The sequence below is a fragment of the Amycolatopsis antarctica genome, from assembly GCF_002262875.1.
GTDB lineage: Bacteria > Actinomycetota > Actinomycetes > Mycobacteriales > Pseudonocardiaceae > Amycolatopsis > Amycolatopsis antarctica.
The window spans coordinates 206,822-233,050 of sequence record NZ_NKYE01000004.1; the positions used below are offsets into that span (position 1 = coordinate 206,822).

The window sequence follows — 26,229 nt, forward strand, 5'->3', positions numbered from 1 at the left end:
TCAGCGGACGTACTCCAGGTAGCGCCGCGCCGAACGCTGCACGACCCGGTTGCCGTCGCTTCGGACCACCGCCGACCACCAGGCACCGTAGATCGCCTGGAAAGCCAATGGGCGCAAGGTTTCCGCGGCCTGGCGGACGATCTGCGGACGTTCCGGGATCAGGTTCGGGTAGCTGTACATGAAGCCGACGTGCGTGCGATCCGGGATAACCTGGACGATGTCGCCGCTCAGCAGCGCGCCGTCACCGTGTTCGCCGCCGGCCCAGTGCAGCACGGTGCCGCCCGCGAAGTGCACGCCGAGGTTGTGCAGCGTCAGGTCCGGCCCGAGCGATTTCTCCCGGCCGCTCCAGAACTCGATCGCCGGATCCGGCCGTCCCACCCATTCGCGATCGTTCTCGTGCAGGTACACCGGGGCGTCGAAGACGCGGGCCCACTCGACCATCGTCGTGTAGTAGTGCGGGTGGCTGATCGCGATGCCGGTGAGTCCACCGAGTTCGGCCACCCTGGCGATGATCTCGTCGTCGAGCAGCGCGGTGCAGTCCCAGAGGACGTTGCCTGCATCGGTGCGTACCAGCAGTGCCCGCTGCCCGATGGCGAATCCCGGCGTGCTGCCGATCCCGGTGATTCCCGGTCCCTCGTCCTCGATCCGGGCCGTCTGGCTCTCCCGCACGGCGGTCAGGTCGGTCCACCGCTGCCCCGCGGCGGGCACGTACTGGCGCTCGTCCAGGCAGACCGGGCAGGTCTCCCGCGGCTCGCCGTACTGCATTCCGCAGGCGGCACAGATCGGCGGTTCGGCTGTCATCTCGGAAACCCCCTGCCGGCGGGACGCGGTCACCTCCATTGTGGCCGGACGGCCCGCCCGGGCAACGGCAGATCGCCGGGTCAGCGGCGACCGGTTCGCGGCGGCGCACCCACCGCCGCCAGCGCCCCGTCCGCGGCGGCTGTCGCGCTGTTGATCGAGATCTCACCGCGCATTCCCGGCGCGGCCACCATGTCGCCCGCCAGGAAGACGCCGTCCCCGCGATCCACGGCGGGACGGTCGCGCCAGGTCCGGCCGGGGAAGTCGATCGCACCGGCCCGCCGGTGCGCGACGGCGTCGCGGCTCCACGTCGTCCGGTCCCGTCGGCCCGGCACCAGTGCGTCGACGAGAGTGTCCAGCCGTGCGAGCGCGTCCCGGCGTGGTTCGCCCTCGCGGATCGGCAGGCTCGCCTGGTACAGCGCCTCACCGCGCGGGGCTAGCGTCCGGTCCGGCCGGGAGTAGCACTCGGCGAACCCGCCCTCGTCCAGGTCGAACAGCACGAACGGATCGCCTCGCCGCCTGGTCACCGCGAAGTCGAGCAGCACGCAACTGCCGCTGTCCCAGTGCAGCGTCTCGTCGCCGAGCAGCAGGCGTGCACTCGCCAGTTCGGTCGCGACGATCGTGGGGTTCGACGGCAGTTCGGTGACCCTGCTGTCCAGTTCGATGCGCACGCCCAGTTCGCGGGCGCGCGCGGCGAGACGTCCGGTCACCGCGGGCCAGCCGCCGCGCACGTACCGCACCGCCGGGATCGACGGGGCGAGCACGCGCCGGATCAGGTCCCAGACGAAGCGCGCCGACAGCACACCGGAATCGGGCAGATACGTGACGACGCCGATGAGGCTCGCGGCCTGCCGGGCGGCCTCGGCGCCGAACTCCGCGCTCGCCCAGGTGGTGAAGTCGACGTCCACGGGGGCGGTGCGGCCGCGCCCCGCCACCAGCCGCAGCAGGTCCCTGCTGAGCCCGCGCCGGATCCGTCCGTCCAGCCGGTACCGGCCGGTCGCGACGGCGAGCAGCGGCGTACGTGCCGCGTGACCGAGCAGGTCGCGTTCCTCGAGCCACGTCCAGTGCGGGCCGTCGTCGTAGAACACGTGCGGGCCCTCGTGCGCGACGTGTGGCGGAGCGGTCGCGCGCCCGCGTCCGCCGAGGGTGGAGTGTGCCTCGTGGAGGGTGACCGCCGCGCCGCGCTCGGCGCAGGCGACGGCCGCCACCAGGCCGGCGATACCGCCGCCGACCACCGTTATCTCCTTGTTCCCGCCGTTCTCCGGCATAACCGACTCCGTCCTGTGGTCACCGATCTGGCGACCACAGGACGGAGTGGGATGCGAATGTGTGACAGCGGATGCCGCCCGCCGCGAATCAGCCGCGGTACGGGACCGCCTTCACCAGCGTCACATTCTGCTTGCCGCCGTTGGGTAGCTCGTACTCGCGAGCCTCGCCCTCCTTGGCGCCCATCAGCGCCTTGCCCAGCGGGGAGTCGGGGGAATAGACCTCGAGGTCGCCCTCCGCCCCCTCCTCGCGGGTGGCCAGCAGGAACTTCTCGTCTTCGTCGTCGCCGTCGTAACGCACGGTCAGCACCATGCCGGGTTCGGCGGTGCCGTCGTTGGCCGGTGCCTCGCCGACCTTGGCGGTCCGCAGCAGCTCCTGGAGGTGCCGGATACGGGCTTCCTGCTGCCCCTGCTCCTCGCGGGCCGCGTGGTAGCCACCGTTCTCCTTGAGGTCGCCCTCTTCGCGGCTGTCGTTGATCCTCGCGGCGATGACCGGACGGTTCTCGATCAGCTCGTCGAGCTCGTGCTTGAGCCGGTCGTGGGCATCCTGGGTGAGCCAGGTCACCTTGGTGTCGCTCACGGTCACCATCTCCTCGTTAGGCCTGCCGGACATGGGTGTACATACCGGCTGCCGCGCGGGCATGGCATGCCAACGCGGCTGAGATAAAGGAAAGACACGGCCCGCGTGGGCCGTGCCGGTAGGTCAGGCTAACACGATTCGCGGTAGCGACGCCGCCGTCGAACGGCCGTCGCGGGTGCTCAGCGCGGGTTTCACCCCGTTGGCCGCTACTCGCTTGACAGGTAGTCCGGTACGTCATATGAGCAGCCGAAGACGTCCGCGGTGACGGGTTTGCCGCTGCTCCTGATCACCGCCGACACGGCGGGCACGGAGGCCGGCACGAGCACCTCACGCCGTCCGCTCTCCGCTCCGCTGAGATCCCGCACACGCACGATGCACACACCGGGACGGGCCGGATCGTCCCGCGTCACGTCCAGCGTGATCTCCATCGAATCCGGGCCGACCTCGGCGAAACTCCGCCGCTGCGCCTCGATCGGCGCCGCACCCAGATTCTGGTACGCGACGAACGCCAGTACGCCCCCCAGTGCGACGGCCGCCACGGCGAGAACCACCGCCCGTAACCGACGCGGCGTGCCGCCGCCACGCGGTTTCCCGTACCGCCCCTCGGGGAGGGCGCGGGCACTCTGCTCGGCGGGTGTGGTGCTCACCCCGGGCCTCCCGGTCGGTCCTGTCGTAGGGACGGGGACAATGGAGCCGATACCCCGCGTGTCGAGTATCCGTGCGGCGCCCGCTCCGGGAACAGCGGGCCCGGCCCGCGGGTTGTCGTCATCACAGGCGCCGGCGCGGCGGCCGGGCACACGAACAGCAGTGAGAAGGGATCGGGCGGGCATGACGGTTTCTGATGGGCGGGCCTCCGGGCTCCGGTTGATGGCCGTCCACGCGCATCCGGACGACGAGTCCAGCAAGGGCGCGGCGACCATGGCCCGGTACGTCGCGGACGGGCACCAGGTCATGGTCGTCACCTGCACCGGTGGCGAGGCGGGCAGCGTGCTGAACCCGGCGATGGACCGCCCGGAGGTGCACGAGAACATGACCGCGGTGCGCCGCGAGGAGATGGCCACCGCAGCCAAGATCCTCGGCGTCGAGCACCGCTGGCTCGGCTTCGTCGACTCCGGCCTGCCGGAGGGCGAGCCGCTGCCGCCGCTGCCCGAGGGCTGCTTCGCGGTGGCTCCGCTGGAGGAGTCGACGGCCGCACTGGTGGAGGCGATCCGCGAGTTCCGGCCGCACGTCGTGCTCACCTACGACGAGAACGGCGGCTACCCGCACCCCGACCACATCCGCTGCCACGAGATCTCCGTCGCGGCGTTCGACGCCGCTCCGGAGCCCGACCGCTTCCCCGAGGCGGGCGAGCCGTGGCAGCCGCTGAAGCTGTACTACATGCACGGCTTCTCCCGCGCCCGGATGGCGGCCTTCCACGAGGCGCTGACCGAGGCCGGACTCGAGTCGCCCTACGCGGAGTGGCTCAGCAACTGGGACCCGGACAAGGCCGACGTGATGGAGCGGGTCACCACCCAGGTCGAGTGCGGCGACTACTTCGAGCAGCGGGACGAGGCGCTCAGGGCGCACGCCACCCAGATCGACCCGGACAGCCGCTGGTTCGCCGTCCCGCGGGACCTGCAGCGCAAGGTCTGGCCGACGGAGGAGTACGAACTCGTCCGCTCGCTTGTGGACAGCACGCTGCCGGAGGACGATCTGTTCGCGGGCGTCAAGGAGAAGGTGGAGCGATGATTCTCGGTGCGGGTCCGCCCGTCGTCACGGTCGCGACGGTGCTGGCGCAGCAGCAGCCCGGCAACGGTGACGGTGGCGGTCAGGGTGAGGACTTCGGCAAGTCGTCCCCGGTCGGCCTGCTGGTGCTGATCCTGTTCCTCATCGCCGTGGTCCTGCTGGTCCGCTCGATGACCAAGCACCTCAAGCGCGTCCCGGAGAGCTTCGACGAGCCCGGTGCGGCGACCACCGCCACCGAGGCGGAGCCGGGCGAACCCGCCGCCGAGGAGCGCGAGGAGCCGGAAGCGGCCGAGGGCAGGGTCGAGCCGGTGCCGAAACGCGAGTCCTAGGCACTGCCGGGTCCCTCGCGGTTTGACACGCTGGGTGCATGCCGAACCGTCTCGCCAGCGCCACCAGCCCGTACCTGCTCCAGCACGCCGACAACCCGGTCGACTGGTGGCCCTGGAGTGCGGACGCGCTGGCCGAAGCGAAACGCCGGGACGTGCCGATCCTGTTGTCGATCGGCTACGCGGCCTGCCACTGGTGCCACGTCATGGCGCACGAGTCCTTCGAGGACGAGGCGACCGCGGCGGTGATGAACGCGGGCTTCGTGAACATCAAGGTGGATCGCGAGGAACGTCCCGACATCGACGCGATCTACATGACGGCCACCCAGGCGATGACCGGGCACGGCGGGTGGCCGATGACCTGTTTCCTCACGCCCGAGGGCGAACCCTTCCACTGCGGCACGTACTACCCGCCCGCCCCGCGGCCGGGAATCCCGGCGTTCGGCCAGTTGCTGGAGGCGGCGGGCCGCGCCTGGGCCGAGCAGCGCGAGGAGCTGCGGGAGAGCGCGGGCCGGATCCTCGCGCACATCGGCGAGCAGACCGGCCCCTTGCAGGAGGCCGTGGTGGACGCCGAGGCGGTGGCGGGCGCGGCGGCGAAGCTGCGCTACGACCAGGACCCGGTGAACGGCGGCTTCGGTGGTGCGCCGAAGTTCCCGCCGTCGATGGTGCTGGAGTTCCTGTTGCGCCACCACGAGCGCACCGGTTCCGCGGACGCGCTCGCGGTGGCCACCTCGTGCATGGACGCCATGGCCAGGGGTGGCATCTACGACCAGCTCGCCGGCGGCTTCGCCCGGTACTCGGTGGACGCCGGATGGGTCGTACCGCACTTCGAGAAGATGTTGTACGACAACGCTTTGCTGCTGCGCGCCTACGCGCATCTCGCCCGCCGCACGGGTTCGGCACTCGCCCGCCGGGTCACCGAGGAGACCGCCGGGTTCCTGGTCCGCGAGCTGCGTACCGCGCAGGGTGGGTTCGCCGCCTCGCTCGACGCGGACACCGACGGGGTCGAGGGCCTGACCTACGTCTGGACACCGGAGGAACTGCGCTCGGTGCTCGGGGACGCCGACGCCGCCTGGGCGGCGGAGCTGTTCGGCGTCACCGAGGACGGCACCTTCGAGGAGGGCGCCTCGACGCTGCGACTGCCACGCGACCCGGACGACGAGCGGCGTTTCCGGCGTGTCCGGGAGACGCTGCTGGTGAAGCGGGCGACCCGTCCGCAACCGGGACTCGACGACAAGGTGATCGCCGCGTGGAACGGACAGGCCATCACGGCGCTGGCCGAGGCCGGACTGGCACTCGACCGTCCACAGTGGATTGATGCGGCCGTGGACGCCGCGAACCTGTTGCTGGACAAGCACATCGTCGACGGACGGTTGCGGCGCAGCTCCCGGGGTGGCGTGGTCGGCGAAGCGGCGGGAGTGCTGGAGGACCACGGCTGCCTGGCGGACGGCCTGCTCGCGCTGCACCAGGCGACCGGTGAGCCCCGGTGGCTGGCCGCCGCCACTGGATTGCTGGACCTCGCGCTGGAGCGCTTCGCCGGGGATGTTCCGGGGGCCTTCCACGACACCGCCGACGACGCCGAGGCGCTCGTGCACCGGCCGTCCGATCCGACCGACAACGCCAGTCCCGCCGGGGCGTCGGCGCTGGCCGCTGCGCTGCTGACGGCGTCCGCGCTGGCCGGGCCGGACGTCGCCGCGCGGTACCGGGAGGCGGCGGAGCGTGCGCTGAGCCGGGCGGGCGCGCTGGCGGCGAAGGCGCCCCGGTTCGCCGGTCACTGGCTGACCGTCGCCGAGGCGGCGCTGGCCGGTCCGGTGCAGGTGGCCGTGGTCGGGGCGGATCCCGGCTCCCGGGCCTCGCTGCTGCGCGCCGCCGTCGCGGGGGTGCACGGCGGGGCGATCGTGCTGGCCGGTGAACCGGAGGCGGCCGGGGTCCCGTTGCTGGACGGCCGCCCGCTGGTCGCGGGCTCGCCCGCCGCGTACGTCTGCCGTGGCTACGTCTGTGACCGCCCGGTCACCACGCCGGAAGAGCTCACCGCCGCCCTCTGACATCGCCGCCACCTCCAGGTCGGGGTTCCGCTGGTGGTGAACGGGCACCTCACGGTCTTGATTCAGGCGTAACGTTCGTAGTGACGTAATCATGTAATCAAGGAGCGACCATGGGACGTGGCTGGAACGGCGGACGCGGATGGAACGGTGGACGCGGCAGGCAGCAGGCGGAGGCACCCCCGGCGGACGGCGTGGGCGCCTGGTTCGCGGGCAGGTTGCCGGAGGGCTGGTTCACCGCGGCGCCCGAGGTGACCGTGGACCGCGAGGAGATCGTCGTGGTCGGTGAGCTGCCCGCGATCGAGGGCGAGCAGCCGGACGATGCCGCCCGTGGTGCCGCCGAGGATGGCCGGATCAGCCGATTCCGCGAGGAGACCAGGGAGGAACGCATCGAGATCGCCCGCCAGGCCGAGTACCGCTACCAGCGCAAGGTCGCCTGGGGTGCCAGGGTGGGCGGCACCACCGAGCTGTTCACGACGGCGTCCGTCCCGGTGATGACCCGGCTGCGGCAGCCGGAGCGCCTGGTGCTCGACACACTGGTCGACGCCGGGGTGGCGCGTTCCCGCTCGGAGGCGCTGGCGTGGGCGGTACGGCTGGTCGGGGAGCACGCCGACGCCTGGCTTGGCGAACTGCGGGAAGCGATGGCCACCGTCGACGATCTCCGCGCCAAGGGCCCTGACCTGGGCTGACCGCGTCACATAGCGACATCGGCGCGGGTGCGGCAGGCTTGGTTACGCGGGAGTAGCCAAGCGTTGCGGAGGAAGCATGAACCAGCCGCCGGTGCCGGAGAAGATCGACCAGGGCGCCATCACCGACGTTCTCGACGGCCGGTGGGCCGAGGTACGGCGGATGATCCGGGACCAGGTCGCCGCCGCGGAATTCCTCGAGTCGCACGAACTCGACACCGAACGGCACCGGGCGCAGGTGTACGAGCAGCTCGCCGAACTCGCGGCGAGCGGACGGCAGCGGCTCGGGTTCGCCGCCGAGTACGGCGGTGGCGACGACGTCGGCGGTTCGCTGGTGTCGTTCGAGATGCTCGGCTTCGGTGACCTGTCGCTGATGGTCAAGGCGGGCGTGCAGTGGGGACTGTTCGGCGGTGCCGTGCAGCTTCTCGGTACCGCCCGGCATCACGAGCGGTACCTGCGCCCGATCATGGATCTGGAACTGCCCGGCTGTTTCGCGATGACCGAGACCGGGCACGGCTCGGACGTCGCGAACCTGCGCACCACGGCCACCTACGATCCGGCGTCCGCGGAGTTCGTCGTGGACACCCCGCACGAGGCGGCGCGCAAGGACTACATCGGCAACGCCGCCCGTGACGGTCGCATGGCCGTGGTGTTCGCCCAGCTCGTCACCGAGGGCGAAAGCCGTGGTGTGCATGCCTTCCTGGTGCCGATCCGGGACGAGAACGGCAACACCGCGCCGGGGGTGAGGATCGAGGACTGCGGACGCAAGGCCGGACTGAACGGCGTGGACAACGGACGGCTGAGCTTCGCCGGCGTGCGCGTTCCGCGTGCGGCGCTGCTCAACGCGTACGGCGACGTGGCCGTCGACGGCACGTACTCCAGTTCCATCGAGAGCGACAGCAGGCGTTTCTTCACCATGCTCGGCGCGTTGATCCGCGGCCGGGTGTCGGTGGCGGGCAGCGCGGGCAACGCGACGAAGCGGGCGCTGGCCATCGCGGTCCGCTACGGCGAGGCTCGCAGGCAGTTCGCCCGGCCGGGCGACCCGGACGAGGTCGTGCTGCTCGACTACCGAGCCCACCAGCGCAAGCTGCTGCCCGCTCTGGCGAAGACGTACGCGTTGCACTTCGCGCAGGAGGAACTCGTCGGCGCCCTGCACGACCTGTCGAACCAGGGCGACTCCGCCGAGGTCGACGAGCACCGGCAGCGGGAACTCGAATCGCGGGCGGCCGGGGTCAAGGCGTTCGCCACCTGGCATGCCACCAGTTCCATCCAGACGGCCCGGGAGGCCTGTGGCGGCGCGGGGTATCTGGCGGAGAACGTGCTGCCCGCGCTGAAGGCGGACACCGACGTCTTCACCACCTTCGAGGGCGACAACACCGTGCTCCTGCAACTCGTCGCGAAGGGCCTGCTGACCAGTTACAAGGACCACTTCGAGGAGCTCAGCCCGCTGGCCACGGCCAGGTTCGTGGCCGAGCAGTTCGTCGGCACCGTCATGGAACGCACGGCCGCGCGCAAGCTCATCGACCGGCTGGTCGACGCGGGCCCCGGCAACGACGACGATGCCACGCTGCTGGACCGCGGCTGGCAGGTGAAGGCGTTCTGCGACCGGGAGGAGCACCTGCTCGACGGGGCCGCCGCCCGTCTGCGCCGGGTGTCCGATGATGACGCGGATCCGTTCGAGGTGTTCAACGGCGCGCAGGATCACCTGCTGCACGCGGCGTCCGCGCACGTGGAGCGGATCCTGCTGGAGGCCTTCGTCGCGGGCGTCGACCGCTGTGCCGATCCGGCGGCGAAAGCCTTGCTGGACAAGGTATGTGACCTGTTCGTGCTGTCCACCATCGAAGCGGACCGGGCCTGGTTCCTCGAACACGGACGGCTCACCTCGGCCCGGTCGAAGGCCGTCGTGGCGACCGTGAACGAGCTGTGCGCGGAGTTGCGCCCGCACGCGAGCATCCTGGTCGACGCTTTCGCCATCCCCGAACAGTTCATCGCCGCCGCACCGATCGCAGCCGGGGCGGAGCGCGGGCGACAGGACGTGATGCGCGCGCACGACGCCGCGGTGCGCTGAGCGTGACCGAGAATCCCGGCCTGCCCTACGACCTGCTCGCCCGTACGGCCGGCTACCGCTGGTGGCGGCCGTTGCTCGGGCTGGTGCTGTTCGCTGCGCTGGGCCTGATCGCGCTGGTCCTGGCGACCACGCTGGCGCAGTACCTCGCGCTGCTGGTGGACGGGCGCACGGCCGGGGACGCGCTGACGCTGCTCGCCGACGAAAGCGCGGTGCGTGCCGCGACCGAGGCGAATCCGGGGATGACGGAGCTGAGCCTGTTCCTGCCGCTGGCCGCGGTGCTCCCGGCCGCCCTGTTGGCCGCCCGGTTGTCGCGGAGCGGGCCGCTGGGCAGCGTCGGCGGACGTTTGCGCTGGTCCTGGCTCGGCGAGTGCCTGGCAACGGCCTTGCTGCTGTGGATCGTCGCGCAGGTCGCGGTGGTGCTGCTGTCCCCGGTGCCCGAGGGGCAGGAGGCCGCGGAGTTCCCCGGCTGGCCCGCTTTCGGTGCGGTGGCGGCGATCGCGGTGCTGGTCGTCCCGCTGCAGTGCGCCGCCGAGGAGTACGTCTTCCGTGGTCTGCTGCTGCGCACGCTCTCGTCCTGGTTCCGCCTGCCGTGGGTCGGCATCCTCGTCACCTCGGCGGGTTTCCTGTCGCTGCACGGCTACACCGACCCGATCGCCTGGGCGTTCCTGGTGACGCTGGCGATCGCCGGCTGCTGGCTGACCATCCGCACCGGCGGGCTGGAGGCGGTGATCGCGATGCACGTCATGAACAACTCGCTCGCCGTGCTCGCTTCCGGTCTGGGCGGTGACTCCGATTTCGAGCAGGCGGGCGAGGTTCCGCCGGGGAGTGTGCTGCCGATCGTGCTGGCGATCCTCGGCTACGCCTGGTGGATCGACCGCCGCGCCGCCCGCCGTGAACTGGCGACCACCCCGGACGGCCGCGTTCCGGTGACCGCGCTCGGCCTGCGTCCGCCGGACTGGGCCGGTGCCCGTCACGATCGGCTCCCCGCGCGCCGACCGTGACGGGGCCCGTCCGGCTCAGACGGCGGAGATGCGCCAGCCCTCGTTCACCGTCGGGGCGTTCGTGGTCCGGGTGTCCGGGCCGTCGTCGTGGCACCGTTCGGTGATCCCGCCGAACAGTCCCGGGTACTGACCGCGCTGATAGGTCTTCACGTCGTAGGTGACGTCGAACGCCTCCACCCCGTACTCACCCTTGACCGTGGTCCTCGCCGGGACGGGGGCGGTGGTCGCCACCCCGATCGACGTGGTCCGCGACCGGGTGATGCTCGAGCTGACCGAGGCGGTGAGGAACTCGGTGAGCTTGGCGGTCATCGTGGCGCCCACGTCGATGGAGAAGGTCTGCGACTGCTGCGAGGTGAACGTGGCGGTGACCGGTTCGCCGAGCTGGTTGGTGACGATCCGGGTGTCACTGACGTTGAAGGCCGGCGTCACGACGGGGTTGGAGAATTCGTACTGGTACCAACGGTAATTGCCCCAGCCCCAGGTCGGGTTCGCCGGATCGGGGGTCCATTCGCCGGGGGCGTCCCAGCAGTTGATGGTGTCCGCGTTCGCGGTGCCCGCACCGGCGACCGCGGTCCCGGCGAAGGTGGCGGCGGTGGCCAGTGCGAGCGCACCGAGTCTGCGGAGCGTGCCGCCTCTCGTGCGGTGGCCGTTCGGTGGTGTCGTCATCGTCATCCCTTTTTTGGTTGGTCGAACGACCTAATTTGTAGCGGGTGGGTGACCTGGTGTCCATAGGCCGGGCTGGTGAACGTCCCACCAGCCGGGCGAGCCGGGCGAGGCCTAGGCTGTGCGGCATGGGCCGAGGGGCGGGACCGCGACGCCGCGCGCAACTGGTCGCCGCGGCGGGCACCGTCGTGGGCAGGCTCGGCGTCGAGGCGATGACGACCCGGGCGATCGCGCAGGAAGCCGAACTGCCGCTCGGACTGATCCACTACTACTTCAAGGCGAAGAACGACATCCTCGCCGCCGTGCTGGCCGACTGCACCGAACGGCTGGTGCTGCTGATCGGCCGGTCCACCGGCGACACCCTGGCGGACTGCCTGCGCGGACTGCTGCGCGCCGTCGTCGCCGACCAGGCGTCCGGGGAGCAGCTCGCCCAGCTCCAGCTCACCGTGACCCTGATGCGCAACCCGGAGATGGCGGCACACGGCCGGGAGAAGTACGACCGGCTGCTGGCCGCGCTGGCCGACCGGTTCGCGCTGGCCGACCCGGAACTCGACGCCGACCGCGAGGCGGCCGCCCGCCTCGCCGCCGTCATGCTCGTCATGTTCGACGGTCTGCTGCTCGCCGCCGGGGGGCTGTCCGATCAGTCCCGTGTGGACAGTCTGGTGCTGGACAGCGAACGGGCCGTTCTCGCCGTCCGCGCCACACTGTCCCCGGGCGCCTGACCGGGCCGTCCGGTCACTGGTTCAGCAGCCGGTGTTTCCGCTGTACCCAAGGGAGGACGGGTGCCTGCGGGCTGCGCACCCCGTCCTCGAAGCGCCAGCGCCGCCGGCACAGCAACGCCGCGGCGCCGATCAGGGCCGTCGCCATGCAGAGCAGGAAGAAGTCCAGTTCCGGATCCCGGCCGGACGCGATGAAGGCGATGTCCACGGCCAGCATCGCGGCGAGGGCGAGCAGTGCCAGAAAGGTCGCCGACGTCCAGCGGCGCCGCCACCGCTGGGCGATCGCACTCGCCGCCACGCTGACGGTGATCTCCTCGCCGCACTGGCGGCAGAAGACCGAGCCGGTGGTGATCCCGGATGCCGGACGGGGGACCGGAATATCCTGGACGTCGAAGCCCGCGATTCTGGTCTGCCCCTCCCGCCACTCGCCGGCGTAGTGGCCGAGCCGGGCACGCGGGTGTTCGCCGGACGTCCAGGTCATCGTTCACGCTCGATCGTCGCCGGACACGGGAGAAGGGCACGCACGGGTCCGACGATCTCACGAACCTGCCGTCCGCGTGAAACCCGGCGCGGCCGGATCGCCGGAACGGAATCAGGAGTAGAAAGGTGAATCGCGGCGATCCAATGCGTGCTTCACCCGCGTCTCGATCGACAAATGGATGTCGGTGTCCGCGATCCGGGCCGCGTCCAGCCAGTGCACTTCCCTGCTCTGGGCTCGTTCGGGTTCTTCACCGATGGCACGCGCGCGGAAGCAGATCGAGAACTCCTGCCGGACCTCACCGTCGCCGTAGGCGATGACGTGGCCGGGATTGGAGTGATGCCGACGAGACCGCTGACTTCGCATTCGATACCGGTTTCCTCGCGTAGTTCGCGGACGGCGGCCTACCGCGTCAAAGACACGAGTCGCTCGCCCAGCGAGGAACTCGAAGCGGCGACTGTCCCGGGTGATTCGGAGGAGTACGTCCCGCCGTCCGACGAATACACCTCGGCGCACGCTTCGCGGGCCATGACGATATCGGCGGCCAGGTCCCATGGCTTGGCGAGGATGACGCAGGCGCCGGTGCGTCCTTCGCCCACCCAGGCGAGCCCCGGTGTCGCCCGGTGCGGGTGGTCGCGGATCTGGTACTGAATCGCGACGTCCAATTCGGTCACATAGTCGCGGTCGCCTTCGGCGCTGATGGTGCCGGGAGGCGAACCGATCATCAGGCGGGCACCGATCTCAGCGGCCTTCCCGTGTGACGGACAGCAACTCGCCGAGATCGTTCACGCCGCGACGTCCCTGCCACGCTCCCGCATCGACCGGAACACCTCCGCGAACGTGTCGAACAGTCATTGATCGAGTCGGGATTCGGTGTGGAATCTAGGTGTAATATGTTGCAATGCTACCGCCCGTCGCATGTGCTATGCGTAGCTGTATTGACGGGTGAATTGAAAGCTGCGCCAAGTGGCTGATTGCGACCCATTGAACTTCGCGACTCTCATCGCTTGTGCGTATGACCCCGCCGGTTTCACGGGCGCGAAAGCAAATCGAAAATTCCTGACGGACCTCGCCGTCGTCGTACGCGATGACGTGGTTGGGGTTCGAGTACAGACCGATGACGCCGGTGACTTCGCACTGGACGCCGGTCTCCTCATGGACTTCGCGCACGGCGGCCTGTGCCAAGGTCTCGCCGAGTTCGAGTTGGCCGCCGGGGATCGAGTACAGATCGTTGTCGGTCCGCCGGATCATGAGAATGCGCTCTTCGCCGTCCTGGATGAACGCGGACACCGCAACCGCGATGCTGTTGGCCTTGGGTGGGTTGGGCTCGTTGTAGTAGTCGACGCGCGCCATGTGGCCTCCTAGAAGACGGCGGGCTTGGCGAGATTCCAAACGGCTTCGAAGCTCTCTGCGTAGGTCTCGAAGAGTCCGCCGACCGAGAGCCTGCGGAGATGCAGCGCAGGCGCATGGGCTCCCTGAAGGCCGTAGGCGTGAGTGTTGACGATCATTTCGTCGTCGAAACGGAAGACCGAGTTGTAGAGCGTGGTGTCGTGGAAGCGAATCTCGACGCCATCGACGTTTCGCAGGGGACGGTAGTAGGTCAAGGCGTTGTGGATACGGGCCTTCAGGGTGCCGTCTCCGAGATCTTCTTCTTCACCGCGAATCCTGACGCTGCCGCTGTCGGGGTCACCGAACAGTAGGCGGATCTTCGCTCCGGTTTCTGCCTTTGTGATCAGGTCTTTGGTGAAACGTGGTCGCTCGACGAGGAAGAGTGCGGCGTGGGCAAGAACATCGATCGTCTTCTCGGATTTGCCGATGATCCGGTCCCACAGATCGGTGGGAATGGCGTTGCGATGAGGGAACATGCTCACGAGTTCGGCCGCCGCTGTCTGGGCTTTGCGTTCCGGCGAAACGGAATCCGGCCAGAGGTAGCTTTCGCTCTCACGGGCCATGGCGGCGATCTTGTGCCGGTGTTTCGGGTACGGTATCCGGCCTTTGGTGATCCAGCGTTCGACGGTCTTGGGATCGACATCGGTAACTTCCGCTACTTGTTGCAGCGTCAAGCCGTTGCGTAGCAACGTGTCTCGGAGTCGTTCGTTCGGCATACTCACCCGCAGGACTTGTAGGGACGTCTTTGACCGTACCAAAGACGTCCTGAGAAGTCCTGATACGCGGTGTCCACGTCCTGTGAGTCGACGAAAGATTGACGGCACGCCAGGGAAGTGCGTGACTGACGCGAAGGGCAGTGCGGGTGACCGGTGAGGCTATCGACCCGCGGTTCTCATCGACGTCGCGTTCGGACATTCACGGCGGTGACAGAGGACGGAGGGGCAGACGTGGTTTTCGATGTGCGGTGGGTGCCGGGGCCGGAGGCGGTCGCCGGAATGCGGTTCCTCGGCTGTGTGACGGATCAGGCCGCGCTGGTGATCGACCTGGATCCGGACGGGATGGCGATTCTGCCGCCGCGGAGTCCGGCCGAGTGGCCGGGTTTCGTCCGGTTGTTGCGTGAGATCGGTGCCGGCGCGACCGAACTGGCGGACTTCCTCGACCGTCCTGGCGACCGACGGTCGCACTTGCCGATCGGCGACACGGGGAGCCGTTGATGGCGGCCACGACCGAGCGCGGGCCTGCCGAGGAAGTGCCGTCGACGTTGTTCCGGGCGCACGAGGTGCTGCTGTCCATGCGCCCGGACCCCGCCGCGCCGCCGGCAAGGTGGCGCGCGTTCCGCCTGTACAGCGCCCGGATCTACCGCCAGGTCGCCGACGTCGATCGCGGGCACCACCACGAAGCGCTCTACTTCGCGCAGTACGAACGGGACCTCGCCGACGAACTCGGCAGGCGCATCGAGCGGTCGCCTGCCGAAACCGCACGCTAGGCGTACATCGCCAGCCAGATCGCGATGTAGTGCGAGACGGCGGCGAGCACGGTGCAGGCGTGGAAGTACTCGTGGTAGCCGAAGGTCTCCGGCCAGTGGTTCGGCCAGCGCACGGCGTAGAAGATCGCCCCGACGGTGTAGAACAGCCCTCCGACGAGCAGCAGCACCAGCGCGGCCACGCCGGCCTTCGCCAGCAGTTCCGGCAGCACGAACACGGCGACCCAGCCGAGCGCGATGTAGATCGGCACGCCCAGCCAGCGCGGCGCTCTCGGCCACAGCAGCTTCAGCCCGACGCCGAGGATCGCCCCGCCCCAGACCACGCCCAGCACGACGTAGCCGGTGGGTTTCTCCATCGCGAGCAGGGTGAACGGCGTGTACGTCCCGGCGATGAACAGGAAGATCATCGAGTGGTCGGCGCGTTTCATCCACTGGTAGGCCGTGGGGCTCCAGATCTTGCGGTGATACAGCGCGCTGACCCCGAAGAGCCCGAGCACGGTCACGCCGTACACGGAGGTCGCCAAAGCCGCCAAACCGGACACCGTGGACGCCGCGAGGGCGATCAGCGTCGCTCCGGCGGCGACGGCGCCGAAGAAGGACCAGAAGTGGATGTGGCCGCGCAGCCTGGGCCGGGACTCCGGCCCGCCTGCCGGGCGGGGTTCGGTCACTACGCTCACCACACCGAGGCTACGGGACCGTAGGTGGAAAGCCAGCCCACGTGGGCCGACCCACTCCGATCCGAGAGTGGCTACGCTGCCCAGTCGTGAGTCTCCGGTCTTTTCTCTCCGACGTCGTTTACAGCGTGTACTCCCGCCGCCTCATCCAGCAGGCGTCGGGCAGACACCCCCGCCACATCGCGGTCATCCTCGACGGCAACCGCCGCTGGGCCCGCGAGGCCGGGTTCGCCGATCCGACCCACGGCCACCGCGTCGGCGCGAAGAAGATCCTCGACTTCCTGAGCTGGTGCCGGGAGGCCGACGTCGAGGTCGTCACCCTCTGGCTGCTCTCCACCGACAACGTGCGCAGCCGATCCTCCGACGAGGTCGCCGCGCTGCTGCAGATCATCCCGGACATCGTCGACGAACTCTCCGGACCGGACGCGCCCTGGCGCATCCGCATCGTCGGCAGCCCGGACGTCCTGCCCACCGAGGCCGCCGCCCGGCTCACCGCCGCCGCCCTGCGCACCGACGGGCGCGACGGCATGGAGGTCAACATCGCCGTCGGCTACGGCGGCAGGCAGGAAATCGCCGGCGCGGTGCGGAAACTGCTCAAGCAGCACGCCGACGAGGGCACCACCATCCACGAACTCGCCAAGATCCTCGACGTCGACCACATCTCCGAGCACCTCTACACCTCGGGGCAGCCCGATCCGGACCTCATCATCCGGACCTCGGGGGAGCAGCGGCTCTCCGGATTCCTGCTCTGGCAGTCGGCGCATTCGGAATTCTGGTTCACCGAGGCGTACTGGCCCGCATTTCGCCGGGTCGATTTCCTGCGGGCCGTCCGTGACTATGCGGTGCGGCACCGGCGTTACGGCGGCTGAATATCCCCCGGCAGGGCGAGGGAAACGGCGTCCGCGAAGTTAAGCGGGAATGAAATGCCTGGTCAGCGAGCACGCCACCGGTAACGGTCGGAACACGGCCCCAACGTATTCCGGCCGGTTGGGCGGACTTTTCGCAAATGCGATCACGGTGGGTGTCCAATGATCTGCTCGCGGTATCCCGCGACTTACCGTGAGATGACGAATCGGCGAATCACCTGTGTGGCTGCCTGCGAGCCGGACGATCCACAGGTAGCTTCCGAAGTGACGGTTCGTGCCCAATGCGGATCGTCGCGGGAGGCCCTGGTCGTGGCTGTGATGGGTGGAACGGGAGCGCGGTGCGCTGCCAAACCGTTCACGATACGCACGCGGGGGCCGGCACCCGGCCCTCGTGGCCGCACGGACTGACGCACCAGCGCCGGTTCGAACGGACAGCCAGGGTAGTGCCCGGCCCAGCGAGTGCGGGCGTGGTGCCACGCCCACGAGGGAGATGCCGTGTCTGCGCAGCGTTCGCCCCGCAAGGCCGCCGGTTGTTCTTCGAACAGCGCTCCTGGCGCTGAGAAAGCCTCGATCTCACCCGTCACCCCGTCCAGCGATGGAGAAGAGCACCGCACCTACGTGCTCGACACCTCGGTGCTGCTGTCCGACCCGTGGGCGATGTCCCGGTTCGCCGAGCACTCGGTGGTACTCCCGCTGGTCGTGATCAGCGAACTGGAGGCGAAACGCCACCACCCGGAACTCGGCTGGTTCGCCCGTGAGGCCCTGCGCAGGCTGGACGACCTGCGCCGTACCCACGGCAGACTCGACGCCCCCATTCCCATCGGGGAGGACGGCGGCACGCTGCACGTCGAGCTGAACCACTCCGACCCGACCGTGCTGCCGCCCGGTTTCCGCACCGACGCCAACGATCACCGCATCCTGGCGTGCGCGCTGAACCTGGCCGCGGAACTGCGTTCGGTGACGCTGGTGACGAAGGACATCCCGCTGCGGGTGAAGGCGGGTGCCGTCGGACTCGACGCCGACGAGTACCGCGCACAGGACGTCACGCCGTCCGGCTGGACCGGCATGGCCGACGTGGACGTGCCGCAGGAGGCGATCGACGCGCTGTTCCGCGAGAACGTCGTGGACATGGGCGACTTCGGCAGGCCGGACGTCGCGGAGATGCCCTGCCACACCGGGCTCCGCCTGCTCGCCGGCACCACCGGCGCGCTCGGGCGGGTCACCGCGGACAAGAAGGTGCGGCTGGTGCGCGGCGACAAGGAGGCGTTCGGCCTGCACGGACGTTCCGCCGAGCAGCGGGTGGCACTCGACCTGCTCGCCGATCCGGACGTCGGCATCATCTCGATGGGTGGCCGCGCGGGCACCGGCAAGTCGGCGCTCGCGCTGTGTGCCGGGCTGGAATCGGTGATGGAACGTCGTGAGCACCGCAAGGTCGTGGTGTTCCGGCCGGTCTACGCCGTCGGCGGGCAGGAACTCGGCTACCTGCCGGGATCCGAGAGCGAGAAGATGCAGCCCTGGGCGCAGGCGGTCTTCGACACCCTCGGTGCCCTGGTCAGTCAGGAGGTCCTCGACGAGGTCTTCGACCGCGGCATGCTCGAGGTGCTCCCGTTGACGCACATCCGCGGGCGTTCCCTGCACGACGCGTTCGTGATCGTCGATGAGGCACAGTCGCTGGAACGCAACGTGCTGCTGACCGTTCTCTCGCGTCTGGGCACCGCGTCGCGGGTGGTGCTCACCCACGACGTCGCACAACGCGACAACCTGCGGGTGGGCAGGCACGACGGTGTCTCGGCCGTCATCGAGAAGCTGAAGGGCCACCCGCTCTTCGCGCACGTCACGCTGACCCGCTCGGAGCGTTCCCCCATCGCCGCGCTGGTCACCGAGATGCTGGAGGACCACGGGTAACCCTCAGGGCGTGGGCGGGAGCGTGCGCCGGCACGCCCCGCCCATGCCCAGGCGCCCGACACGGCATGCCCAAGCGCCCGACACGGCATGCCCAGGCGCCCGACACGGCATGCCCAAGCGCCCGACACGGCATGCCCAGGCGCCCGACACGGCATGCCCAAGCGCCCGACACGGCATGCCCAGGCGCCCGACACGGCATGCCCAGGCGTGTGGGTTACCAGCCGGTGGGGAGGGGGCGGCCTTCGGCGAAGCCGGCCGCGGACTGCACGCCGAGCAGCGCCCGCTCGTGGAACTCGTCGAGGGTGCGGGCGCCGGCGTAGGTGCATGCCGAACGCACACCGGAGCCGATCGAGTCGAGCAGATCCTCCACCCCGGGACGTGCCGGGTCGAGCGCCATCCGGGACGAGGAGATGCCCTCCTCGAACAGCGCCTTGCGGGCCCGTTCGAAGACGTTGTCCGTCCGCGTCCGCGCGCCGACCGCCCGCTTCGACGCCATGCCGAACGACTCCTTGTACGGCTTGCCCTGCTCGTCGTAGCGCAGGTCGCCGGGCGACTCGTGGGTACCGGCGAACCAGGAGCCGACCATCGCCGCCGAGGCGCCAGCCGCCAGCGCCAGCGCGACGTCACGGGGGTGGCGAACGCCGCCGTCGGCCCAGACGTGCTTGCCGAGTTCCCGCGCCGCCGCGGCACAGTCGGCCACCGCCGAGAACTGCGGACGCCCGACGCCGGTCATCATCCGCGTCGTGCACATCGCGCCCGGCCCGACTCCGACCTTCACCACGTCGGCGCCCGCCTCGATCAGGTCCCGGGTGCCCTCGGCCGTCACCACGTTCCCCGCGACGACCGGCACCCGCGGCGAGACCGCGCGCACGGCCTTCAGCGCGGACAGCATCTTCTCCTGGTGCCCGTGTGCGGTGTCCACGACCAGCGCGTCCACCCCGGAGCGCAGCACCGCCTCGGCCTTCGCGCCGACGTCGCCGTTGACCCCGATGGCCGCCGCCACGCGCAGCTTGCCGCCCGCGTCCACCGCGGGCTCGTAGATGTCCGCCCGCAGCGCCGCCACGGCCGTCAGGACACCGCGCAGCACCCCGTCGGCGTCCACGCCGAGCGCGAGCGCGCCACCGTGCTGGTGCAGCCGTTCGAACACCTCGCGCGGCGGGGTGTCCAGTGGCAGCGTGAGCACGGAGGTATCGCAGACCTCGCCGAGCCTGGCGAAACGGTCCACGCCCGCGCAGGCCGCGTCGTCGACGATCCCGACCGGCCTGCCGTCCCCGCCGACCACCACGACGGCGCCGTGGGCGCGCTTGCCGATCAGGTTGACGGCGTCGGCGACGGCGTCGCCGGGGGTGAGCACCAGCGGGGTGTCCCAGACGGTGTGCCGGTCCTTCACCCAGGCCACGATGTCGGTGACCGCCACCGGATCGACGTCCTGCGGCAGCACCACCAGACCGCCGCGCCGGGCGACGGTCTCGGCCATCCGCCTGCCCGCCACCGCCGTCATGTTGGCCACGACGATCGGGATCGTCGCGCCGGTACCGTCTACTGTGGACAGATCCACGTCGAAGCGGGACTCCACGGCGGAACGGTTCGGCAGGAGGAACACGTCGTCGTAGGTGAGGTCGTTCGGCGGGTGGTCGTCATTCAGGAAGCGCACGGGAGACCACGGTAGACGGCTCCGGGCCCGGCGGCACGCGGGTCCGCCAGGATCACGCCCGGGGCCGCACCGGCTACGGAGCGTCCCAGCCCGTGGAGCCCGCCTTCTCCTCGCCGATGGTGGTGCGCTCGCCGTGCCCGGTGTGCACCACGGTCTCGTCCGGCAGCGCGAACAGCTTCTCGGTGATCGAGTCGACGATCGTCGGGTAGTCGGAGTACGAGCGGCCGGTGGCGCCGGGGCCGCCGTTGAACAGGGTGTCGCCGCTGAACAGCGCGCCGAGCTTGGCCGCGTACAGGCACACCGCCCCGGGGGCGTGTCCCGGCGTGTGCAGCACCCGAAGGTCCGTTCCGGCGACGGTGATGGTCTGCCCCTCGGTCAGCTCGCCGTCCGGTGCGCGGTCGGGGTGCGTCAGGTCCCAGACGACGCGGTCCTCGGCGTGCAGCAGGATCGGCGCGCCGGTCCGCTTCGACAGGTCCGGGGCCGCGTTGACGTGGTCGTTGTGGCCGTGGGTGCTGACGATGGCAAGCACCTTCCGGTCGCCGACCGCGTCCAGGATCCGGTCCGCGTCGTGCGCCGCGTCGATGACGATCACCTCGGTGTCGTCACCGACCAGCCACACGTTGTTGTCGACCGCCCAGCTCCCGCCGTCCAGCTCGAACACACCCGAGGTCACCACGTTCTGCACAATCGCCGTCATGCCGCAGACCCTAACGGCCCGGCTCCGCCGGACGCGAGCTGGCGAACCGGGAAGATTCGGCGCGGGCCGGACTCAGGAACGCAGCGTGGCGCGGACGGCATCGAGAGTGTCGGCGTCCGCCGCCTCCTTGTCCGGCCGGTACCGGACGACGCGAGCGAACCGCAGCGCCACCCCGCCCGGGTAGCGGGTGCTCACCTGCGCCCCGTCCAGCTCGATCTCGACCACCAGTTCCGGGCGGACGTGCACGGTCCACTCGTCGCGCCGCGACTCGATCTCCCGCAACGCCGCCGTCTGCCAGCCGAGGAGCTCGTCGGTGAGCCCCTTGAACGTCTTGCCGACCATGATCGGCGGGCCCCCGTCGGGGTCCCTGGCGCCCAGGTGCAGGTTCGACAGGTAACCGGTGCGCCTGCCGTGCCCCCATTCGGCGGCCAGTACGACCAGGTCCAGGGTGTGCACCGGTTTCACCTTCAGCCACGCGCTTCCGCGCCGGCCGGCCGCGTACACCGAGCCGAGATCCTTCACCATCACGCCCTCGTGCCCGGCCGCCATCGACGCTTCGAGGAGCGTGGCCGGTTCGGCGGGTTCGTCCTCACCCGGGATCAGGTGCCCGGCGGCCACCCGGCGCAGCGCCTCGTGCCGCTCGCGCAGCGGCGCGTCCAGCAGGTCCGTGCCGTCCAGGTGCAGGCAGTCGAAGAAGTACGGCCGCAGCAGCAGCGCACGCACCTGTTCGTCCCTGGTGCTGCCGAAGCGGCTCATCGTCTCCTGGAACGGTCTCGGCCTGCCGTCGTCGGTCAGCGCCAGCGTCTCGCCGTCCAGCACCACCGACTCGCACGGCAGGGCGCGCACCAGTTCCACCAGTTCCGCCACGTGCGGGGTGATCTCGCGCAGGGTGCGGGTGTAGACGTGCACCTCCTCGCCGTCCCGGTGCACCTGGATCCTGGCACCGTCCATTTTGTACTCGACGGTCACCGATCCCATTCCGGCCAGCGCCTCGTCCAGCGACTCGGCGGGTGAGGCGAGCATCGGCCGCACCGGCCTGCCCAGTTCCAGCCGGAAGGCGGCCACCGCGTCCACCCCGCCGGTCATCGCCGCCACGGCGGTCGCGGGCAGCCGCCCGGAAAGCATGAACGCGCGGCGCACGGCATCGCCGGGCACCTCGCTCGCGGCGGCGACGGCGTCCACCATGACGCCCTCCAGCGCGCCCTGGCGCAGTTCGCCGGTGAGCAGCCGCAACAGGAAGCGCTGCTCGGCCTCGGTGGCCCTGCCGAACAGGCCGAGCAGCGCTTCGCGCCGCCGCCCCGCCGAGCCGCTACCGGTCGCCGCCGCCACCTCGTCCAGCGCCGCGTGCACCTCGCCGAGCGTCAGTTCAGGGGACGCCGCGACCGGCGCGTCGAGGTCGGCGAGGGTGCGCCAGCCGGTGCCGATCCGGCCCTGCGGGAGCTGCCCGGTGAGAAACGCGACCGCGTCGGGCAGTTCGTGTTCCGGTGCCGCCCGCATGATTCCGGCGAGCACGCCGATCTTGGTCTTGCGGGACCGGGTCGCGGCGACCTCGGCGGATGCGGTGACGACCTCGTCGAGCAACATGTCGACATCCTCCCCGTCCGCACCGACATTCCGCCCGGTGAGCGCAGTACCAGCAGCACGCCGAGCAGGCACACCGCGAGCCCCAGCAGCCCGCCGGGCGTCACCGGCTCGCCGAACATCGCCAGGCCGAGCAGCATCGTCACCGGCGGGGTCAGGTACAGCAGCGTGGACACCCTGGTCGCCGAGCCGCGACGCAGATTCATCCAGTAGAAGCCGTAGCCGCCGAAGGTGGACAGCAGCACCACCCAGGCAACGGCCGCCCAGAACGAACCCGAGGACGGCGGGACCACGCCCCCGCTCGCGGTGGCCAGGACGGTGAACAGCACGGCACTCACCCCGCACTGCACCAGCAGCGAATCCGCCTGCGGCAGGCGGGAACCGGTCCGTGTCTCGGCGAACGTCGCGGCCACCAGGCCCAGCATCGCCAGCACCGGCAGGCCGTAGACGAGCGGGTGGGCGGTGCCGCCGGCGAGGTCCCCGCCGACCACCAGTGCCACCCCGCCGAGGCCGAGTACGAGACCGGCCCACTGGGCGGGGCCGGACCGCTCGCCGAACAGGAGGCGGGAGAGCGTGGCGACCACGACCGGCTGGAGTGCCGCGATCAGCGCCGCCGTCCCGACCGGCACGCCGTACTCCACGGCCAGCACGATGCCCAGCAGGTAGACGCCCTGCGCGAGCAGCCCGATACCGGCGTGCACGGCGACCGCGCGGGGTGCGATCCGCCTGCGCCGGGTGACCCACCACCAGCACCCCAGCAGGGCGAACGCGGCGAGGAAGCGCCACATCAGCAGGGTCGCCGCCCCGGTCTCCTCCGTGCCGAGCCTGGCCCCGACGAAGCCGGAGCTCCACATCAGTACGAAGCCCGTCGCGGGCAGCAGTTCGCCACGCATATCGCCCTCTGGTGTATACCGACCGGTATGGTTACTAGCTTAACTACACCGATCGGTATACAGTCAAATCATGTCCGAGACGATGGCGTCACTGACCCCGGCGGCCGAGCGCATCCTGCGGGTGGCCGCGGAACTGTTCTACGACAACGGGATCCACGCCGTCGGCGTCGAGTTGATCGCGAGCACGGCGGGGGTCACCAAGAAGACGCTCTACGATCGCTTCGGCTCCAAGGACACGCTCGTCGGCATGTACCTGACCCGGCGCGACGAGAACTGGCGCGAGCACGTCCGCCACACGGTCGAGCGCGGCACCCGGGTCGCCCCCGCCCGCAGGCCGCTACTCGTCTTCGACGCGCTGGAGCAGTGGATGGCCGAACGCACGCCACGTGGCTGCGCCTTCGTCAACGCCCACGCCGAACTGCCCGACGGTGACCACCCCGGCAGGCAGGCCATCGCGGCGCAGAAGCGGTGGATGCTGGACTACCTGCGCGACCTCGTCCGCGAGGCCGGGCTGCGCAATCCGCGGAAGCTGGCGGGCGCCCTGCTGCTCCTGCTGGAGGGTGCCACCGTCACCGCGCCGATCGGTGTCCTGCCCGATGCCGTCGCCGCCGCGAGGGAGCTGGCGAAGGGCCTGCTCGACGCCGCCCGCTGATCCTCAGCGCCATCCCAGCGCGTCCTCGAACTCCTGCTGGATCAACGGCGCGACAGTGCGCATGTACGTCGCGGTGATGTGATCATCATCGAGATAGACGACAACGTTGCCGACCACGGCCGGGCATACGTCCGGTCGGCAGTAATGGTCGCTGAGGTCCATGTAGGACACATTCGGAGGCGTTTCCATCGATGTGTAGGGAGGTTCGGAGGCGTAGACCTCCGAACGAGGTACATCGCACTCCGGTGAGTACGGTCCGGATGCCTGCACGCAGTCGACCGGCTTGGTGTCGAAACGCGGGTTGTCGCGGATCGCGACCACCGGAATCCCCAACTGTTCGAGTTTCCGCCACTGATCGACGTACCCCTGTGGGGTCCGCTCGGTCTTCCCCGCGCCCGCGTCACGACTGGCGAGGGTGACCACGGCATCCGGTCTGGTGCGGTCGATCTCCCGCACCAGGTCCTCGTTCCAGTCCGAGCACTCGCCGTAGGTCGCCTCCGACTCCTCCGCGTCCGCGGTGAGCGGGCAGCCCCAGTGAATCGCCGACACGATCTGCCAGTTCCGGGTCTCGGCCATCGGAACCATCGCGCCGATGAGCTGCTGCGCGTGAGAGTCGCCCACGACCATGATCCGTCGCTCCGGTGTTCCCGCGGTCGGCGAGGAGCAGAGTTTGACCTGGCTGCCGTCCGGAGTGACGCAGTCGTTGATCCGGCCATAGTCATCGTTCACGGTCAGCAGTGGCGGTACGAGTTCGGCGTCGGGGGAGCCGCGGTACTCGAAGCCGTCCTGGAGTGCGGCGGCACCGGGATGGTCCACGTCCCCGATCGCGGAGGTTTGCGCCGTCGCCCGGTCGGTGCTGATCCACTGCCAGGACAGCGCCGCCACCAGCACGGGCACCAGGGCGATCGCGCCGAGCCGGTACGCCGCCCACGTCGGCCGGGGGCCCGGCCGTGGCTCCCGCAGCGGCGTCTCCACCAGGTGGTACGTCAGCGCGGACAGCGCCAGCGAGAACGCGATCACCAGCGCGCCGGTCAGCAGCGAGGGCTCGGACCTGTTCTGCGCCACCAGATGTAGCACCAGTACCGGCCAGTGCCACAGGTAGAGCGAGTAGCTGAGCTTGCCCAGGTACCGCAGTGGCCGCGCGGACAGGAACCGGTCGGCACCGGCCGCGCTGCCCGTGCTCCCCGCGACGATCACCAGCACCGCGGCCAGCGTCGGCCACAACGCGAGGTAACCGGGGAACACGGTGCCGACCTGCAACACCAGTCCGCACGACACCAGCGCCAGCACGCCGAGCCAGCCCAGTACGACCCGCACCGCCCCCGGCAGCACGACGGCGTCCAGGAACAACGCGAGCAGCCCGCCGAGCGCGAACTCCCACACCCGGGTCAGCGAGCTGAAATAGGCCAGCGGCTGGTTCGTCACGGTGAGCACCACCGAGTACGCCAGCGAGGCGGCGAACACCACGGCGAGCGTGCCGCCGAGCGTCGCGCGCAGATTCGTCCGGGTACGGGCCGCCACCACGGCGACCAGTGCCACCAGCAACGGCCACACCAGATAGAACTGACCCTGGATCGACAGGGACCAGAAGTGCTGGACGACGCTCGCCGCCTGGTGCTGCGCGAAGTAGTCCACCGAGTCGACGGCGAGGCGCCAGTTCTCGAAGTACAGCGCCGAGGCGATGATCTCCCGGATCGTCTGCAGCCAGCGTGTCTCCGGCAGCAGCACCGTGCTCGCCGCCATCGTCACCAGCAGCACCGTCAGTGCCGCCGGGAACAGGCGCCTGATCATCCGGCCCCACATCGGGCCGAACCGGATGCCGCCACGGCCCGCCGCCCGGAAAAGCTGCCCGGTGATGAGGAAACCGGTGATCAGGAAGAACACGTCCACGCCGCCGGAGACGCGGCCCAGCCACACGTGGTAGACGACGACCAGCAGCACGGCCAGCGCCCGCAGGCCCTGGATCTCCGGCCGGAACCGCCGCTTGTCCGCCACTCGGGGGCCGCCGGCCGTCCCGTCCGAGGCCACAGCCGGGAAACCGATCGGATCCGTGCGCAGATCGGTCATCGGCGGCGGCTCCTCAC

General features: G+C 70.1%; 27 protein-coding genes and 1 pseudogene. 12 read left to right on the forward strand and 16 right to left on the reverse strand.

Annotated features, from left to right (window positions below; translation table 11 throughout):
• The 4 genes from CFN78_RS08785 to CFN78_RS08800 form a co-directional block, all read right to left on the reverse strand.
• The gene (locus CFN78_RS08785) at positions 1 to 801 is read right to left on the reverse strand and encodes an MBL fold metallo-hydrolase (RefSeq protein ID WP_094862311.1); all 801 of its coding nucleotides are present in this window, start codon (positions 799 to 801) and stop codon (positions 1 to 3) included.
• 80 nt (positions 802 to 881) lie between these two features.
• Positions 882 to 2,066, reverse strand: coding sequence for an FAD-dependent oxidoreductase (locus CFN78_RS08790; RefSeq protein WP_094862131.1), 1,185 nt, complete (start codon positions 2,064 to 2,066; stop codon positions 882 to 884).
• Between the two features lie 88 nt (positions 2,067 to 2,154).
• Positions 2,155 to 2,652 carry a transcription elongation factor GreA gene (greA, locus tag CFN78_RS08795; protein ID WP_094862132.1) on the reverse strand — a complete coding sequence of 166 codons (498 nt, stop codon included), beginning with the start codon at positions 2,650 to 2,652 and terminating at the stop codon, positions 2,155 to 2,157.
• Positions 2,653 to 2,849: 197 nt separating this feature from the next.
• Complete coding sequence (locus tag CFN78_RS08800) at positions 2,850 to 3,290, reverse strand: DUF4307 domain-containing protein (RefSeq protein ID WP_240519346.1); 441 nt, start codon at positions 3,288 to 3,290, stop codon at positions 2,850 to 2,852.
• A 181-nt stretch (positions 3,291 to 3,471) separates the two neighbouring features.
• Between CFN78_RS08800 and mca the strand changes: the two genes are divergently transcribed.
• The 6 genes from mca (at position 3,472) to CFN78_RS08830 (ending at position 10,491) form a co-directional block, all read left to right on the forward strand.
• On the forward strand, positions 3,472 to 4,371 hold the full coding sequence (gene mca, locus CFN78_RS08805) for a mycothiol conjugate amidase Mca (protein ID WP_094862134.1): 900 nt from the start codon (positions 3,472 to 3,474) through the stop codon (positions 4,369 to 4,371).
• On the forward strand, positions 4,368 to 4,697 hold the full coding sequence (locus CFN78_RS08810; RefSeq protein WP_094862135.1) for a hypothetical protein: 330 nt from the start codon (positions 4,368 to 4,370) through the stop codon (positions 4,695 to 4,697). The genes mca and CFN78_RS08810 overlap by 4 nt, the downstream gene beginning before the upstream one ends.
• 38 nt (positions 4,698 to 4,735) lie before the next feature.
• Entirely contained in the window at positions 4,736 to 6,739 is a 2,004-nt protein-coding gene (locus CFN78_RS08815; protein WP_094862136.1) for a thioredoxin domain-containing protein, read from the forward strand.
• Between the two features lie 110 nt (positions 6,740 to 6,849).
• Positions 6,850 to 7,425 (forward strand): hypothetical protein, encoded by a 576-nt coding sequence (locus CFN78_RS08820; RefSeq protein WP_094862137.1) that lies wholly within the window; start codon positions 6,850 to 6,852, stop codon positions 7,423 to 7,425.
• A 76-nt stretch (positions 7,426 to 7,501) separates the two neighbouring features.
• Positions 7,502 to 9,490, forward strand: coding sequence for an acyl-CoA dehydrogenase family protein (locus CFN78_RS08825; protein ID WP_165777491.1), 1,989 nt, complete (start codon positions 7,502 to 7,504; stop codon positions 9,488 to 9,490).
• Positions 9,491 to 9,492: 2 nt separating this feature from the next.
• Complete coding sequence (locus tag CFN78_RS08830) at positions 9,493 to 10,491, forward strand: CPBP family intramembrane glutamic endopeptidase (RefSeq protein ID WP_094862138.1); 999 nt, start codon at positions 9,493 to 9,495, stop codon at positions 10,489 to 10,491.
• A 15-nt stretch (positions 10,492 to 10,506) separates the two neighbouring features.
• On the opposite strand, the gene CFN78_RS08835 is transcribed toward CFN78_RS08830, so the two are convergent.
• Positions 10,507 to 11,157 carry a hypothetical protein gene (locus tag CFN78_RS08835; protein ID WP_133116309.1) on the reverse strand — a complete coding sequence of 217 codons (651 nt, stop codon included), beginning with the start codon at positions 11,155 to 11,157 and terminating at the stop codon, positions 10,507 to 10,509.
• A gap of 125 nt (positions 11,158 to 11,282) precedes the next feature.
• Here CFN78_RS08835 and CFN78_RS08840 point away from each other — a divergent pair, with 125 nt between their 5' ends.
• Positions 11,283 to 11,876, forward strand: a complete 594-nt coding sequence (locus CFN78_RS08840) for a TetR/AcrR family transcriptional regulator (RefSeq protein ID WP_094862140.1) — start codon at positions 11,283 to 11,285, stop codon at positions 11,874 to 11,876.
• A 13-nt stretch (positions 11,877 to 11,889) separates the two neighbouring features.
• Here the strand turns inward: CFN78_RS08840 and CFN78_RS08845 are convergent, their stop codons facing one another.
• The 5 genes from CFN78_RS08845 to CFN78_RS08865 all read right to left on the reverse strand — a co-directional run bounded on the left by CFN78_RS08845 (position 11,890) and on the right by CFN78_RS08865 (position 14,456).
• Complete coding sequence (locus tag CFN78_RS08845) at positions 11,890 to 12,354, reverse strand: hypothetical protein (RefSeq protein ID WP_094862141.1); 465 nt, start codon at positions 12,352 to 12,354, stop codon at positions 11,890 to 11,892.
• A 111-nt stretch (positions 12,355 to 12,465) separates the two neighbouring features.
• On the reverse strand, positions 12,466 to 12,717 hold the full coding sequence (locus CFN78_RS08850; RefSeq protein ID WP_094862142.1) for a hypothetical protein: 252 nt from the start codon (positions 12,715 to 12,717) through the stop codon (positions 12,466 to 12,468).
• Positions 12,718 to 12,755: 38 nt separating this feature from the next.
• On the reverse strand, positions 12,756 to 13,076 hold the full coding sequence (locus tag CFN78_RS08855; RefSeq protein ID WP_094862143.1) for an FIG domain-containing protein: 321 nt from the start codon (positions 13,074 to 13,076) through the stop codon (positions 12,756 to 12,758).
• Positions 13,077 to 13,233: 157 nt separating this feature from the next.
• Positions 13,234 to 13,704, reverse strand: a complete 471-nt coding sequence (locus tag CFN78_RS08860; protein WP_094862144.1) for an NUDIX hydrolase — start codon at positions 13,702 to 13,704, stop codon at positions 13,234 to 13,236.
• An 8-nt stretch (positions 13,705 to 13,712) separates the two neighbouring features.
• Positions 13,713 to 14,456, reverse strand: a complete 744-nt coding sequence (locus CFN78_RS08865; protein ID WP_094862145.1) for a DUF5919 domain-containing protein — start codon at positions 14,454 to 14,456, stop codon at positions 13,713 to 13,715.
• Positions 14,457 to 14,687: 231 nt separating this feature from the next.
• On the opposite strand from CFN78_RS08865, the gene CFN78_RS08870 reads away from it, so the two are divergent.
• Together CFN78_RS08870 and CFN78_RS08875 are read left to right on the forward strand one after the other, a co-directional pair.
• Positions 14,688 to 14,954, forward strand: a complete 267-nt coding sequence (locus CFN78_RS08870; protein ID WP_094862146.1) for a hypothetical protein — start codon at positions 14,688 to 14,690, stop codon at positions 14,952 to 14,954.
• Positions 14,954 to 15,226 carry an AMED_5909 family protein gene (locus tag CFN78_RS08875; RefSeq protein ID WP_094862147.1) on the forward strand — a complete coding sequence of 91 codons (273 nt, stop codon included), beginning with the start codon at positions 14,954 to 14,956 and terminating at the stop codon, positions 15,224 to 15,226. The genes CFN78_RS08870 and CFN78_RS08875 overlap by 1 nt, the downstream gene beginning before the upstream one ends.
• Here CFN78_RS08875 and trhA read toward each other — a convergent pair.
• Complete coding sequence (gene trhA / locus CFN78_RS08880; RefSeq protein ID WP_420807864.1) at positions 15,223 to 15,900, reverse strand: PAQR family membrane homeostasis protein TrhA; 678 nt, start codon at positions 15,898 to 15,900, stop codon at positions 15,223 to 15,225. The two genes, CFN78_RS08875 and trhA, sit on opposite strands and share 4 nt — an antisense overlap.
• Before the next feature lie 86 nt (positions 15,901 to 15,986).
• Between trhA and CFN78_RS08885 the strand changes: the two genes are divergently transcribed.
• Together CFN78_RS08885 and CFN78_RS08890 are read left to right on the forward strand one after the other, a co-directional pair.
• Positions 15,987 to 16,766, forward strand: coding sequence for an isoprenyl transferase (locus CFN78_RS08885; RefSeq protein ID WP_094862149.1), 780 nt, complete (start codon positions 15,987 to 15,989; stop codon positions 16,764 to 16,766).
• A gap of 492 nt (positions 16,767 to 17,258) precedes the next feature.
• On the forward strand, positions 17,259 to 18,668 hold the full coding sequence (locus tag CFN78_RS08890; protein ID WP_094862150.1) for a PhoH family protein: 1,410 nt from the start codon (positions 17,259 to 17,261) through the stop codon (positions 18,666 to 18,668).
• A 214-nt stretch (positions 18,669 to 18,882) separates the two neighbouring features.
• Here CFN78_RS08890 and guaB1 read toward each other — a convergent pair whose 3' ends face one another.
• From guaB1 to CFN78_RS08910, 4 genes and pseudogenes are all read right to left on the reverse strand, one after another.
• On the reverse strand, positions 18,883 to 20,322 hold the full coding sequence (gene guaB1 / locus CFN78_RS08895) for a GMP reductase (protein WP_094862151.1): 1,440 nt from the start codon (positions 20,320 to 20,322) through the stop codon (positions 18,883 to 18,885).
• Between the two features lie 73 nt (positions 20,323 to 20,395).
• Positions 20,396 to 21,019: an MBL fold metallo-hydrolase gene (locus tag CFN78_RS08900; RefSeq protein WP_094862152.1), complete on the reverse strand. Its 624-nt coding sequence runs from the start codon at positions 21,017 to 21,019 to the stop codon at positions 20,396 to 20,398.
• Positions 21,020 to 21,091: 72 nt separating this feature from the next.
• On the reverse strand, positions 21,092 to 22,603 hold the full coding sequence (locus CFN78_RS08905; protein ID WP_094862153.1) for an ATP-dependent DNA ligase: 1,512 nt from the start codon (positions 22,601 to 22,603) through the stop codon (positions 21,092 to 21,094).
• A 56-nt stretch (positions 22,604 to 22,659) separates the two neighbouring features.
• Positions 22,660 to 23,493, reverse strand: a pseudogene (locus tag CFN78_RS08910) (DMT family transporter); the annotation flags it as partial.
• Between the two features lie 70 nt (positions 23,494 to 23,563).
• Between CFN78_RS08910 and CFN78_RS08915 the strand changes: the two are divergent.
• Positions 23,564 to 24,145: a TetR/AcrR family transcriptional regulator gene (locus CFN78_RS08915; RefSeq protein WP_094862154.1), complete on the forward strand. Its 582-nt coding sequence runs from the start codon at positions 23,564 to 23,566 to the stop codon at positions 24,143 to 24,145.
• A gap of 3 nt (positions 24,146 to 24,148) precedes the next feature.
• Here CFN78_RS08915 and CFN78_RS08920 read toward each other — a convergent pair whose 3' ends face one another.
• On the reverse strand, positions 24,149 to 26,212 hold the full coding sequence (locus CFN78_RS08920; protein WP_094862155.1) for an acyltransferase family protein: 2,064 nt from the start codon (positions 26,210 to 26,212) through the stop codon (positions 24,149 to 24,151).
• Positions 26,213 to 26,229 lie beyond the last annotated feature (17 nt).